Here is a 13,270-nt window from a genome sequence, read left to right on the forward strand (position 1 = left end):
CGCGCAGGTGTCCGGTATCTTCCTGAACGGCTGATAGCCGGCTTCACTCCTCAACCCTCAGAAAGGAATTTCCCATGGCAAGTCTTTCGCAGCTCTGCACCTTCGACATGAATGTGTGGATCAACCACATCCGGACGGACATGAATGTCGTCCTGGACGACCGGACACGGCTTTGCATGTTCTACTCGCAGGATCCGCGCGAGATCGGTCTCTTCGTGGATGGTCACCGGGTGGCAACCTTTCGCGAAGAGGGCGCGCCGATCCGCCATGAGCCCAACATTGCCGCGGGCGTGCCCGAGTATCCCGATCATGCGGAGGTGTCCGAGGCCAGGATCGCCGAGGCCTCGGCCTGCTTCGCGACCTGAGCCTGTCAAGGTCGACATGTCCAAACGCATAGCTTTCGCGATAATCGAGCACGGCCGCGCGACCGAGTGGCTGACCAGCTGCGTGTTGCTGGTCTTCGCGATCACCCTGATGGTGCCCGGCGACACGATGGGACGGGCCGGGTTCGCGCCCTTCCGCAGCATGGGCTTCGACGAGGCCATGCTGTCGACGCCATTGGCGCTGATAGCCTCGGCTCGGCTTGCGGCGCTCTACATCAACGGGCAGTGGCGTCGCTCGCCTGTCATGAGGGCCACGGGTGCTGTCGTGGGGGCCACGGTGTTCACGATGCTGGCGGTCACCTTCGGCTGGGCCTGGCTAACGGCTGGCGCCGTCTTCCAGAACGCGGTGGCTTTGACCACGGGGTTCGGCACGTACCTGGTCCTGGCAGCCTTCGATGTACTTGCAGCATACAGGAGCGGCGCTGATGTCCGAATTGCTCGGCCTCGGGCCTGAAGAAGTTGCGATCGTCGGGGCAGGGCTGGGCGCCTTTATCGGAACGATCGTCGTCACGATCCGTGGCGTCAAGAAAGGCAAACCGACCAGCGCCGCGGTGGCTGCCGCGGTCTCGGGGGCGTCCTGCCGGGCCGGCGACATCGCACCGGTCCTGGCTGTCATCCAGCGCGACCTGCAGGAAATGAGCGAAAAGCAAGACGAGCACGGCCGCGTCCTTGCGGTCCTCGAAGATCGCACCCGATCGCGTTGAAAGCCGATCGGATCAGAACAACAGGCGAGCGTACCACAGAGCCTTGTCCACGCTGATCGCCAATCCGATTGCGCAGGCCAGTATGTCGAAGGTCATCGAGCGGATGTTTGGTCTCATGGGCCACGTTTCGCATCGAGACCCTGAATAAGGGTTAAAAGACCAACCCGAGATCCGCTCGCTACCAGACAACCCGTACCAAATGCCCCGCATTTACGCGGGGTTTTCTGCATTGGAGAACCATCATGCCCATCTGGAAAGGAACCGCCGCGCCGATGTCGGCCGGTGCATTCGCTTCGGCCGCGATGCTGCTGAACTGCGAGGAAGCCGCGATCCGCGCGCTTTGGGATGTCGAAAGCGCCGGGAGGGGCTTCCGCCCCGACGGCAGCCTGACGCGCCGGTTCGAGCCGCACCACATGCCACGCTCGCTCTGGCCCCATATCGGGTTCCGGCCCGGGGCGCTGGCGCCGTGGAAGGCTTCGTACCGGCTCAAGACCTCCGCACGTGAAGAGATGTTCTCCAAGGCTGAAGCGCTGGATGCCGAAGCCACGTACCGCGCCACCAGCTGGGGCGGGCCGCAGATCATGGGCTTCAACTGCGAGGCGGCCGGCTTCGACACCGCGACCGCCATGGTCAAGGCCATGGCTGCATCCGAAGGCGATCACCTGTCCGCCTTTGTAACGCTGGTCACGTCCTGGGGGCTGGCATCGGCCATCCGGGCACACGACTGGCAGACGATCGAAACCCGCTACAACGGGGGCGGGCAGGGCGGCGCCTATGCCCGCAAGATGGAAGCGGCCTACCGACGCCACAGCGGCGGCGTGGCGTCGCCTGCCGTGCTTCGCCTCGGATCCTCGGGGCCTGGCGTTCGCCGGCTGCAGACCGCGCTGCAGATCGAGGCGGACGGCAGCTTCGGCCCTCAGACGGACACGGCTGTCCGCCGGTTCCAAAGCGGGGTCGGCCTGCAGGTCGACGGCGTTGTCGGTCAGGTGACCTGGGCGGCCCTGGAAGCGCGGACATCGGCCGCGCCGGTCAAACAGGCCACGCCCGTCGACCGGGTGTCCGAACTGGTGGGCAAGGGCGCTGCGACGGTCGGGACGATCACCACGGCCGCGGCCGGGCTACAGGCTGTCGTGCCGGAGCATGCCTACGACCTGATGATCTACGGCGCCATCGGGCTGGCCGTGGTCGCCGGTGGGACCATCCTGTCACGCCGGGTGCTGACATGAGGCTGGCGCTTGTCGGCATCGGGGCGGCGATCATCGTCGCCGCCTACACGGCCGGGGCTGTGTTCTGGGCCAGGGGTGACCGGGTCCAGGACCTGCAGAACCACATCGACACCAAAGAGAGGATAGACAATGCGCTGGATCGCCCTGTCGGCTGCGCTTGGTATGAGCGCCTGCACGACTCCTGTTGAGACATCGGGCCTGTGTGACGGCCTGCAGCGCCCTGTCGCCGCCCTGCGGGCCGCTCTGGCCCGCGAAGCATCCATCACGCCGCATTCGGTCGGGGAAGCCGGCACAGACGTTGTGCTGGCCTCGGAAGCCGGTTGCGCGTGGTGAACTGAGATCCGTTCGGGCGACGTTTGCACGCGGGGGCCGTCGCATCCGGTCCAAACCGGACCTTGTCGATACCGTCAATCGCCACGCTGCAGCTTCATCAGACCGGACGTTCGCTGAGGCTGCGTAATCTTGGCGCCCCCGAACTCACAGCTTGCGGACCATCCGGGATGCCCAGTTGAGCTAATCGCCCGGCCGCTCTATCATCAAGACATGAAATTCCTCATCTTTTTGGGTTCAGCCCGTGACAGTACTCCGCCCCGACCGGCAAGGCTGGGCCAGCGCGTCAGTATGATGTGTCACCGTCTTATCGCCGACCGCGCCCATGGCGCGCAGATCATCGATCCGTTGGATTACGACATGGGGGGCATCTTCAAGCCGCATTTCGCCTATGCCGAGGGACGCGCACCCCAGGCGCTGAGCGATCTGGCCGAGGCAATCTTGGCAGCAGACGGCTATGTGATGGCCAGCCCGGAATACAACCATTCCATGTCCCCAGCGCTGGCACATCTTCTGAACCACTTTGGGGCATCGCGCTTTGCCTGGAAACCGAGCGCCATCGTCACATATTCGGCCGGTCAATGGGGCGGTGCGCGCGCGGCTATGGGTATGCGCGGGTTTCTCTCTGAGCTTGGGTGCCTACCGGTGTCGGCAATGTCCCACCTTCCCACGGCACAAGAAGTCCTCGACGACGAAGGGGCATGGACCTCGGACTCAGCGAAATGGGACAGCTATGTCGGGCGCACGCTCGGTCAGCTGGAATGGTGGGCAGAGGCCGCGCAGCGTCAGCGCCTGGAGGGTGATACCCGAGCGACCGGCGCATTCGACCGAGTCTCGTCACAACGTAACGCGCCATGACAAGCCTGAAGGTATGGGCGCTTAGTGCCGGTGCGAGCAGCAAGACCATCCCGCGACTCCCATTGAAAATGGCGACTTGATCATGACTGAAGTCGAAGTAGCTGCGTCTATAGTCGACACCAGCGCACGCTTGGTCAATGGCCCGTTCGAGGCCAAATTCCGGCCCAAAGCCGACTTTCGTGCAAGACGCGACGGATGGCCGGTCCTGGCCATCTCCGGACATTCGCGCGAAGCGCATCGGATGACCGGCCCCAGCCGAACTGGTCCCTGCGCCAAGCGCAAAAGCAATCGGTCAGCTCATACTAAGACAAGAGAGCTACAGGCGGTTTCATATCTGCCAGTTCAGACGTTCAACTCAGGCGCCGAGTGCGATGTTAGCTCGCCCGAAATGCAAAAGTAATTTCCTGACAAACTCAAATCTGAAATGGAAACGCATTCTTGGCGTCGATAGAAAATTTAGTGCGGATCTAATGACCCCAGAACTACTTCTGCCTCTTTTCCAAGATAGGATCTGCAAGCGGTGAAGAACCGCAGATAACGTCCATTACTTTTAGTTAGCCGAGCCTTAGCAATGATTTGTCGAGCCTCCGCGGGAGACCGCCCCCTTCTTACCTGTTCAATCAGGGCGTTAGCAACATCGTTTAGGGTGTCGCGTCTCGCCTTTTTAAGCCTATCGGCGTTCAGGTTGAGTTGGCTAATCGTGCATTGGGCAAGTTCAGCATCGATGCCTGCGATAGCGCAGGCTTCGGCGTTGACGCCTAGTTCGCCACTGGTTCTGCTCACCTTAAATAGTAATGGAGCGCCCGGCACATGTAGGGGATTCAGGATTGCTGAGTCCAGGATCGCATTTGCCTTTATCTTGTCGCAAGTAAGATCAGGCGCCCCATATCTTACGTCTGGATCGTGAACCGCACTATTCGATCCCCCAAGACATACCGCCAACAGGTTGCTCCATTTTGTGACCCAAGCGATATTATCTTTAAAGGAGCTCTTTGGATGGAAATGTTCAACTCCGATGTCCTGAATTCCGCCGACACCGTCGCGACGGTAGATATCAATCTCACAGTATGCGCATAGAAACCCCTGATCTTCCAAAAGACGATCTACTACTTCGACTTGATAATCCGCTTCAAGCTTAAACTTATTCCAGTGCTCGTTGTGATTAACTCCATCATAGGCATTGTCCTCATTGAATGATTTGATGAAGTTTGGCTCATCCTGCTTGTCAACTCTCTTCAACTTTTGAATCCATTTCTTGAATGGCAACATCCATCTCGAGCCGATCAATCTCTGGGTCGTACCCTTTACCCCATTCATCTAAATCTTTTTTTAAGCTGAGCGCCCGCTCGGTCTTCCATTTCCCAGCCTCAACTAGAGCTTGGTACTCATTCAGTTTCTCCACGATCTGAATTCCCTCAGGGCGGGAGCTTACACCAAGAATTCGTTCCACAATAAGTGCATTTTCGGCACCTTCAGAGAACTTCACCTCCACAAGTTCGGCCTCAGATCCATTCCACTCGATTACACGCAACTGCTCTGGACGCGCGGTTGCTATTACATGTGGGCTGTGGGTGGAAACAATAAATTGAACACCTGGAAATACCCGTGTTAGATCTAACAGGATTTTCTGCTGCCATCCCGGATGCAGATGAAGCTCAACTTCATCAATCAAAACCACTCCAGGTACAGCAAGAGGGTTGCTGCCTTCAGGATTTGCCTCTGCCATTCTGGCTGCAATATCCATAACCATCACTAGTGCAATGCGATACCCGTCGCTCAGTTGCTCGACTCGAAGCGGGTAAACTCCATCGTCCCTTTCCCAATCGACCATTATTCCTGCAGGATACGACATTCGCGGATTGCTGAATTCAGGCATGAATGCCTCAACCGCCTGTCTGATTGCGCGAAGTTCGGGACGCTGATAATCGAAAGACTTCAGTTCGCGTTGCTTGCCTGACTCGAAATTTTCAAGACTATAAAAGTATTCAATGAACTTCTTGAAATTCGCCTTGCTTTCCAAAGCCTCGTCGTAAGAGTCGTACCTGGTGAAACTCCCTTTAAACCCCCTTTTGCGTTTCGGCACCTCGAAAACACCGCGGCCGGTCCCGTAATAGGCAATAATTGGAAATTCCACCTCGATATTTTCATTGAATTTGTCAACGATGCTATCTACGTATTCATTCAGTTCTTTGAGGCCGTGCCCAGAGGGTACTTGCTTGGTGGTCTTGCGTGTCTTGTCACGTCGCTCTGTCCGGTCCCAGACAATGCCGTCAATTGTTTCGCATGTAACCCTGCTGTATGGCGGCTTGGAACCATCAGTAAGTACCCTAAAATCGGTCTCTTTTTGCGAGATCCCTGACACGTTAGGAATGCGAGTAATGAAGGCGCCCAACGATATCGCCAATGCATCAAGTATTGAGCTCTTTCCCGCGCCATTTCTTGCGACAAGCACTGTGAGGTGCTCGTCGAAATCAACCGTAAAGTCTCTGAAACGACGAAAATTTTCGCAGCGGACCTTTTTGATCTTCAATTGGCTACCCTTTGCGATAAGTTGTCGCCGATAATCTAGCTACCTTAGCTGAGGCAGATAACAACCTTACGGTTCCATCCTCCCCTCATACAAGTGCATCGATAAACGAGCAACCTATCGCCAACTTTTCGGCCAATGCGGCAAGTTGCGCCGAAGGCGGCTCCGTTGAGGCTGCGCCGCTGTGCTTGGCAAGTCGCAACCGGCAGCTCTGGGCAGTCACAGCCTAAGCAAGCACTCTTCTTCTAGACCCGGCAAAGTGCGTCTCCCGCGCGGAGCTGCCGTTCGTGACCGTCGCAGCGAAAGTCGGCTCCCCGCCCTGGGTGTTGCTCGTGGGTAACAGTCAGTTTCGGCCCGAAGCCGACATTTATTGTCTTCATCGGTGCCGCATCGCAGCTTCGCCAAAGCGGTCTTTCGATGCGAGAGCGAGAACTGCGCCCAGCCCGGGGTCCGCCGTACGGACTTTCCAACCTTACGCAATTTACGTGTTAGGGACGCTGAGCTCACAATGCGATGCATTAGGCATGGGCATCTAAGCCACCTACAGAGCGGGACAGAGCTACAAAAGGAAACGCGCCCCGTGGGACGCGCTTCGATGTGGTGCTACTTCGAGCTTGTTAACGGCTCGACCGCGAATTCTGAACGGCCTTCTTGTCCCACGGTTTCGCCGTAGTTTCAAGTTGCAAACTTGGGCCGCCCAATAGAACCTGTTCAGCATTTAAGATTGGAGGGACAGGATGCGTTTGGGTCTGGACATTGGAACGAACTCAATCGGCTGGTGGCTCTATGAAACGGAAAGCGCTGGGACCGACAGCGCGATCAAAGGCGTGATCGACGGCGGGGTGCGCATCTTTTCCGATGGCCGCGATCCGAAATCCGGGGCCTCACTCGCCGTCGACCGCCGCGCGGCGCGGGCCATGCGCCGTCGGCGCGACCGCTATCTGCGCCGCCGCGCGTCCCTGATGAAGGTGCTCGCCGGTGCCGGGCTGATGCCGGCCGATCCGGCCGAGGCCAGGTCGCTGACGCTCCTTGATCCCTATGAGCTGCGCGCAAGGGGTCTCGACGAACCTCTGCCTCTCGCCCATCTGGGCCGCGCCCTGTTCCACCTCAACCAGCGGCGTGGCTTCAAATCTAACCGCAAGACGGACCGGGGCGACAACGAAAGCGGCAAGATAAAGGACGCGACCCAGCGGCTCGACTGGGCGATGCATGACGCCTGCGCCCGGACCTACGGCGAGTTTCTGCACATGCGCCGAGCCCGTGCAACGGACACGCGGAACGTGCCCTCGGTGCGAACACGGCTTTCGGTTGCCGGCCGGGGCGGACCGGACGCGAAGGAAGAGGCCGGCTACGATTTCTACCCGGAAAGGCGCCATCTCGAGGCTGAGTTTCATGCGCTTTGGGCGGCGCAGGCGGAGCATTTCCCCGATGTGTTGACCGGCGGCCTCCGCGACCTGGTCTTCGAAAAGATCTTCTACCAGCGCCCCCTGAAAGAACCCGTGGTCGGCCTGTGCCTGTTCTCGGGCCATCACGGCGTCCCCGCCAGGGAAAAGCGCCTGCCGAAGGCGCATCCTCTTGTACAGCGCCGGACCCTCTACGAGACCGTCAACCAGCTCCGCATCACCGCCGACGGGCGCGAGACTCGGCCGCTGATTCGGGAAGAACGGGACCGGGTCGTCCATTCGCTTGACAACAAAGCGCCGACGAAGTCGCTCTCGTCCATGTCGATGACGCTGGCCGCCCTCGCCAAGGTCCTGAAGCTACGGGACGGCGAGCGCTTCACGCTGGAAACTGGTGTCCGGGACGCCATCGCCTGCGACCCCGTTCGGGCCAGCCTGTCGCATCCGGATCGGTTCGGGCCGCGTTGGTCGGCCCTTGCGTGGGGGGACCAGTGGGAGGTGATCGGGCGCATCCGCGCGGTGGAAAGCGACAGCGACCATGAGGAGCTGGTGGCCTGGCTGATCGGGGCCCACCAGTTGGATGCCGATCACGCCGCAGCAACGGCGAACGCGCCCTTGCCAGAAGGCTACGGACGACTCGGCCTGACGGCGACGCAGGCGATTTTGGAACAGCTGCGCGCCGACGTCCTGACCTATTCCGAGGCCGTGGCCGCCTGCGGCTGGCATCATTCTAATCAGCGTACCGGAGAGTACCTCGACCGACTTCCCTACTATGGCGAGGTGCTGGAACGGCACGTCATCCCCGGCACCTATGACGAGAGTGACGACGAGATCACCCGCTACGGCCGGATCACCAACCCGACTGTTCATATCGGCCTGAACCAGCTGCGCCGCCTTCTGAACAGGATCATCGACATCCACGGCAAGCCCGACCAGATCGTCGTGGAACTGGCACGCGAACTGAAGCAATCCGAGCAGCAGAAGCGCGAGGCGATGAAGCGTATCCGCGACACGACGGCGGATGCGCAGCGTCGGTCTAGACAGCTTGAGGAGCTCAGGCAGCCAGACACCGGCCACAACCGGATGCTTCTGCGTCTCTGGGAAGATCTCGGGCCGGCTGTTGGACCCCGCTGCTGCCCTTATACGGGCGAGACGATCAGCGTGACGATGCTGTTCGACGGCTCTTGCGATGTGGACCACATCCTGCCCTACTCGCGCACTCTGGACGACAGCTTCGCCAACCGGACCCTGTGCCTGCAACAGGCGAACCGCGACAAGCGGAACCGGACGCCGTGGGAAGCCTGGGGCGGCACTTTGCTATGGGACGCGGTCGAGGCCAACCTCAAGAACCTGTCAGAGAACAAGCGCTGGCGTTTCGCCCCGGATGCGATGGAGCGGTTCGAAGGGGAACGGGAATTCCTCGACCGGGCCTTGGTGGACACGCAGTACTTGGCCCGGATCGCCCGGACCTATCTCGACACGCTCTATACCAAGGGCGGCCACGTCTGGGTCGTTCCCGGTCGTATGACCGAGATGCTGCGCCGCCACTGGGGCCTCAACTCGCTTCTCAGCGATGCCGACTGCGGGGCGGTCAAGGCCAAGAACCGGACCGACCACCGGCACCACGCGATCGACGCGGCCGTCGTTGCCGCGACCGACCGCAGCCTCTTGAACCGCATCAGCCGCGCGGCAGGCCAAGGGGAAGAGGCGGGCCAGTCCGCCGAGCTTGTCGCCCGGGAAACCCCGCCTCCTTGGGAGGGGTTCCGCAGCGACGTCAAAGCACGCCTCACAACGATGATCGTCAGCCACCGCGCCGATCATGGCCGGATCGACCCGCAGGCGCGCAAGTCCGGGCGGGACAGCACCACGGGGCAACTGCACAACGACACCGCCTACGGCATCGTCGACGCAACGACAGTCGTCAGTCGGACGCCGCTCCTGTCGCTCAAGCCCGGGGACATCGTGGTCACGCCGAAGGGAAAGAACATCCGCGACCCGCAGCTGCAGATGGCTCTTGAGGTCGCGACGAGGGGCAAGGACGGTAAAGCGTTCGAAGCGGCGCTTGCCGAGTTTGCCGCCCGGCCGGGGCCATATAGGGGGTTGCGAAGGGTGCGCCTGATCGAGGCGCTCCAGCAAAGCGCGCGGGTCGAGATCGGAACTGGGGCCGACGGGCGACCGCTCAAGGCCTATAAGGGCGACAGCAACCATTGCTACGAGTTGTGGCGTCTGTCCGACGGCAAGGTGACACCACAGGTCGTCACGACGTTCGAGTCGAATACCGGGGTGGAGAAGCGCCCGCATCCCGCCGCGAAACGGCTCCTGCGCATCTTCAAGCGCGACATGGTTGCAGTGGAACGGGATGGACAAACGCTGATCTGTTACGTGCAGAAACTGGACGTCGCCAATGGGCTTTTCCTCGCCGAGCACACTGAGGCGAATGCCGATGCGCGACACCGCGACAAGGACAGCGGGTTCCGGCTCCTCCAACTTGGCGCAGGCTCGATCGTGAAGGCCAGACTGCGCCGTGTCTTCGTGGACGAAGCTGGCCGCCTCCGCGATCCCGGCCCGAAAGGGTAAGGATTTCCGCCATTTCAACGAATCGGCTGGTCGGGGACCCTGCTCCGGTTTTCCGGGAATGCTTTTGTGGACCAGATTATCGACATTGCCACGGACGGGCGGCACCTGTCTCGCGACCGCGGGTTCCTGAAGGTCAGCGAGGATGGGGCAGAGGTCGGCCGCATCCCGCTTGACCAGATCGCCGGCGTCATCGTGCATGCCCACGGCACGACCTGCTCCGCCTCGCTTCTCACCGAGTTGGCCGACCGTGGCGCCCCGGTTGTCCTGTGTGCCGCCAATCACGCGCCCCGCTCGGTCCTGATGCCGCTCGAGGGCCACCATGCGCAGGGCGCGCGGCTGCGGGCCCAGTGGCAGGCCAGGACACCGCTGCTGAAACAGGTCTGGAAGCAGGTCGTCGTGGCCAAGATCGACATGCAGGCCGCCGCGCTCAAGGCGGTGGGCGAGGTGCACGGCCCCGTCACCATGCTCCGGCGCAAGGTGACGAGCGGCGACACCACAAATGTCGAGGCCCAGGCCGCCCGCCTCTACTGGCCGCTCATGATGGGCAGTGAGTTCCGGCGCGACCGCGCCGCTTCAGACACCAACGCGCTCCTCAACTACGGCTACACCGTCTTGCGCGCCGCCACCTCCCGCGCCGTCGTCGCCGCGGGACTGCACCCGTCCATCGGCGTGCACCATGCCAACCGCGGCAATGCTTTTGCCCTGGCCGACGACCTGATGGAACCCTTCCGCCCCCTCGTCGATTGTGCGGTGCGAGGCCTGGTCGCGCGGAACGGCGTGCAGATCGATACCGAGGCCAAGCAAACGCTCGCTCGCCTGATCGCGCTCGACCTGCAGTTAGGCAACGGCCTCACGCCCGTCTCCGTCGCGCTCTGCAAGCTGGCCACCTCACTCGGGCAGAGCTTCGAGACCGGCAAGCTCGCGCTCGCCCTGCCCGCCCCGCCTGACCCGCTCACCCTTGCGGGGCTGGGAGCATGAACGCCGAGGCGCCCTATCTCTCAGGATACCGAATCATGTGGATACTCGTGATGTTCGACCTGCCAACCGACACCAGGCCCCAGCGCAAGGCCGCGACCGAGTTCCGCAATTTCCTGCTCGACGAGGGCTTCGAGCGCAGCCAGTTCTCGGTCTATGCCCGCTTCGTCAACGGCAAGGAGGCCTTCCAGACAAGGGTGAGCCGAATTGAGCGGAACCTGCCTGAGAAGGGCGACATCCAGGTGCTGAACTTCACTGATCGCCAGTATCGTGATATCGTCCACTTCTCGGATCAGGGCCGACGAGCTGCCCGCAGGAATCCAGAGCAACTGGCGCTTTTCTGAAGATGATTCCCCATTTTGCTCCACTCGACGCACCCTCAAACCCCTGTTTTGTCAGGGGTTTGAGGGTGGATCAAGGATAGCCGTTCAGAATTCGTGGTCCAGCCGCAACCCAGCTATTGCCATAACAACTCGGGAGCGAGGATAGCCGTTCAGAATTCGTGGTCCAGCCGCAACTGAGGAGTTTACCATTGTCGCCTCCGGTAAGGATAGCCGTTCAGAATTCGTGGTCCAGCCGCAACCGCGGCGATGCCCGGGGCGCCATTCCTCCCAGGATAGCCGTTCAGAATTCGTGGTCCAGCCGCAACGGGTGAGTACAAACCCTTGATAATCCATGAAGGATAGCCGTTCAGAATTCGTGGTCCAGCCGCAACTGCGCCGGCCTGCGCAACATTCACAAAAGCAGGATAGCCGTTCAGAATTCGTGGTCCAGCCGCAACAGCATATGCTGCGGCACTGGAAACTTGTCGAGGATAGCCGTTCAGAATTCGTGGTCCAGCCGCAACTCGCACATTTCGCGGATCTTGAAGGGGCAGAGGATAGCCGTTCAGAATTCGTGGTCCAGCCGCAACTCAAATTGGCCCGCCCAAATCTCTCTGGGCAGGATAGCCGTTCAGAATTCGTGGTCCAGCCGCAACTTGCGCCGGGACGAAAGCGCGATGTTCACCAGGATAGCCGTTCAGAATTCGTGGTCCAGCCGCAACTGATCTCCATCACGGCAGTCAAGCCGTTGTAGGATAGCCGTTCAGAATTCGTGGTCCAGCCGCAACGACACGCCGGTCACGGTCACGGTCGTGTTCAGGATAGCCGTTCAGAATTCGTGGTCCAGCCGCAACTGGCTCAAGAAGTGGATGTTTGTGGCCGCAAGGATAGCCGTTCAGAATTCGTGGTCCAGCCGCAACGATAGAGACTGCCGACACTGAAATTCAGAAAGGATAGCCGTTCAGAATTCGTGGTCCAGCCGCAACCGAGCGGTAATGCTGAACGCGTGCCAGGTCAGGATAGCCGTTCAGAATTCGTGGTCCAGCCGCAACAGTGACAGCCAACAGGGCGATCCAGCGCATAGGATAGCCGTTCAGAATTCGTGGTCCAGCCGCAACCGCAGCGATCGCTTCGGCTTCCAGCTCCTCAGGATAGCCGTTCAGAATTCGTGGTCCAGCCGCAACAGCACGTTCGCCGCTACGGTGCCCGCCAGAGGATAGCCGTTCAGAATTCGTGGTCCAGCCGCAACTGCTTTCACGCCGATATGCTTTCCGATCATAGGATAGCCGTTCAGAATTCGTGGTCCAGCCGCAACAAAAGATCATCGCCAAGCATTTCAAGGAAAAGGATAGCCGTTCAGAATTCGTGGTCCAGCCGCAACCCACCTGGTGCCCCGTCGACGACGAAGGCAGGATAGCCGTTCAGAATTCGTGGTCCAGCCGCAACCGCCGCTTCGATCCGGCCTTCGGTGGCCAGAGGATAGCCGTTCAGAATTCGTGGTCCAGCCGCAACACCGGGATCAGCGCTAGAACCACCCAGGCGAGGATAGCCGTTCAGAATTCGTGGTCCAGCCGCAACTGGATCGGCTGCACAAAGGTCAGCGCGGCGAGGATAGCCGTTCAGAATTCGTGGTCCAGCCGCAACTTGGCGATCGGTGCCGCCTTGCCCGGCGTAGGATAGCCGTTCAGAATTCGTGGTCCAGCCGCAACTCCCCCTGTGTGTCGAGGGCGGAGAGGATGAGGATAGCCGTTCAGAATTCGTGGTCCAGCCGCAACGAGCCACCGCGCTATTGCAGAAAGTGATTTAGGATAGCCGTTCAGAATTCGTGGTCCAGCCGCAACGGGCGCGTTCGTCCGCGTTCCCGGTGGATAAGGATAGCCGTTCAGAATTCGTGGTCCAGCCGCAACTGAGGCTTATATCAAGTTCTGTGAGGAAAAAGGATAGCCGTTCAGAATTCGTGGTCCAGC

The 13,270-nt window shown here is 60.5% G+C and carries 11 protein-coding genes and 1 CRISPR repeat array (1 of these 12 cut by a window edge); of the genes, 9 read left to right on the forward strand and 2 right to left on the reverse strand.

Annotation, left to right across the window (positions count from 1 at the left end; translation table 11 throughout):
• Positions 1-74 precede the first annotated feature (74 nt).
• The 6 genes from D4754_RS15925 (at position 75) to D4754_RS15950 (ending at position 3,501) form a co-directional block, all read left to right on the forward strand.
• Positions 75-365, forward strand: a complete 291-nt coding sequence (locus tag D4754_RS15925; RefSeq protein WP_121065401.1) for a hypothetical protein — start codon at positions 75-77, stop codon at positions 363-365.
• A gap of 16 nt (positions 366-381) precedes the next feature.
• Positions 382-837: a hypothetical protein gene (locus D4754_RS15930; RefSeq protein ID WP_121065404.1), complete on the forward strand. Its 456-nt coding sequence runs from the start codon at positions 382-384 to the stop codon at positions 835-837.
• Positions 809-1,087, forward strand: a complete 279-nt coding sequence (locus D4754_RS15935; RefSeq protein WP_121065407.1) for a hypothetical protein — start codon at positions 809-811, stop codon at positions 1,085-1,087. Before D4754_RS15930 ends, D4754_RS15935 begins: the two co-directional genes overlap by 29 nt.
• A 242-nt stretch (positions 1,088-1,329) precedes the next feature.
• The gene (locus D4754_RS15940; protein ID WP_121065410.1) at positions 1,330-2,313 is read left to right on the forward strand and encodes an N-acetylmuramidase domain-containing protein; all 984 of its coding nucleotides are present in this window, start codon (positions 1,330-1,332) and stop codon (positions 2,311-2,313) included.
• Between the two features lie 129 nt (positions 2,314-2,442).
• Complete coding sequence (locus D4754_RS24050; RefSeq protein ID WP_163025940.1) at positions 2,443-2,646, forward strand: hypothetical protein; 204 nt, start codon at positions 2,443-2,445, stop codon at positions 2,644-2,646.
• A 210-nt stretch (positions 2,647-2,856) separates the two neighbouring features.
• A complete protein-coding gene (locus D4754_RS15950; RefSeq protein ID WP_121065416.1) occupies positions 2,857-3,501 on the forward strand; it encodes an NADPH-dependent FMN reductase in 645 nt (214 codons plus the stop codon).
• Positions 3,502-3,957: 456 nt separating this feature from the next.
• Here the strand turns inward: D4754_RS15950 and D4754_RS15955 are convergent, their stop codons facing one another.
• Positions 3,958-4,740 carry a retron system putative HNH endonuclease gene (locus D4754_RS15955; RefSeq protein ID WP_163025941.1) on the reverse strand — a complete coding sequence of 261 codons (783 nt, stop codon included), beginning with the start codon at positions 4,738-4,740 and terminating at the stop codon, positions 3,958-3,960.
• Entirely contained in the window at positions 4,727-6,031 is a 1,305-nt protein-coding gene (locus D4754_RS15960; protein ID WP_121065422.1) for an AAA family ATPase, read from the reverse strand. The genes D4754_RS15955 and D4754_RS15960 overlap by 14 nt, the downstream gene beginning before the upstream one ends.
• 734 nt (positions 6,032-6,765) lie before the next feature.
• Between D4754_RS15960 and cas9 the strand changes: the two genes are divergently transcribed.
• The 3 genes from cas9 (at position 6,766) to cas2 (ending at position 11,324) form a co-directional block, all read left to right on the forward strand.
• Positions 6,766-10,005: a type II CRISPR RNA-guided endonuclease Cas9 gene (gene cas9, locus D4754_RS15965; protein ID WP_121065425.1), complete on the forward strand. Its 3,240-nt coding sequence runs from the start codon at positions 6,766-6,768 to the stop codon at positions 10,003-10,005.
• 66 nt (positions 10,006-10,071) lie between these two features.
• On the forward strand, positions 10,072-10,983 hold the full coding sequence (gene cas1, locus D4754_RS15970) for a type II CRISPR-associated endonuclease Cas1 (RefSeq protein WP_121065428.1): 912 nt from the start codon (positions 10,072-10,074) through the stop codon (positions 10,981-10,983).
• A 35-nt stretch (positions 10,984-11,018) separates the two neighbouring features.
• On the forward strand, positions 11,019-11,324 hold the full coding sequence (cas2, locus tag D4754_RS15975) for a CRISPR-associated endonuclease Cas2 (RefSeq protein WP_121065430.1): 306 nt from the start codon (positions 11,019-11,021) through the stop codon (positions 11,322-11,324).
• Between the two features lie 73 nt (positions 11,325-11,397).
• Positions 11,398-13,270: a CRISPR direct-repeat array (repeat unit 36 nt; unit sequence AGGATAGCCGTTCAGAATTCGTGGTCCAGCCGCAAC); it runs 72 nt beyond the window's last position.

Source organism: Chachezhania antarctica, from assembly GCF_003646465.1.
Lineage (GTDB): Bacteria > Pseudomonadota > Alphaproteobacteria > Rhodobacterales > Rhodobacteraceae > Chachezhania > Chachezhania antarctica.

Coding starts and splice junctions, on each gene's coding strand:
- D4754_RS24050 (WP_163025940.1), top strand. CDS start 2,443: ATGCGCTGGATCGCCCTGTCGGCTGCGCTTGGTATGAGCGCCTGCACG.
- D4754_RS15935 (WP_121065407.1), top strand. CDS start 809: ATGTCCGAATTGCTCGGCCTCGGGCCTGAAGAAGTTGCGATCGTCGGG.
- cas2 (WP_121065430.1), top strand. CDS start 11,019: ATGTGGATACTCGTGATGTTCGACCTGCCAACCGACACCAGGCCCCAG.
- D4754_RS15925 (WP_121065401.1), top strand. CDS start 75: ATGGCAAGTCTTTCGCAGCTCTGCACCTTCGACATGAATGTGTGGATC.
- D4754_RS15940 (WP_121065410.1), top strand. CDS start 1,330: ATGCCCATCTGGAAAGGAACCGCCGCGCCGATGTCGGCCGGTGCATTC.
- D4754_RS15950 (WP_121065416.1), top strand. CDS start 2,857: ATGAAATTCCTCATCTTTTTGGGTTCAGCCCGTGACAGTACTCCGCCC.
- cas9 (WP_121065425.1), top strand. CDS start 6,766: ATGCGTTTGGGTCTGGACATTGGAACGAACTCAATCGGCTGGTGGCTC.
- D4754_RS15930 (WP_121065404.1), top strand. CDS start 382: ATGTCCAAACGCATAGCTTTCGCGATAATCGAGCACGGCCGCGCGACC.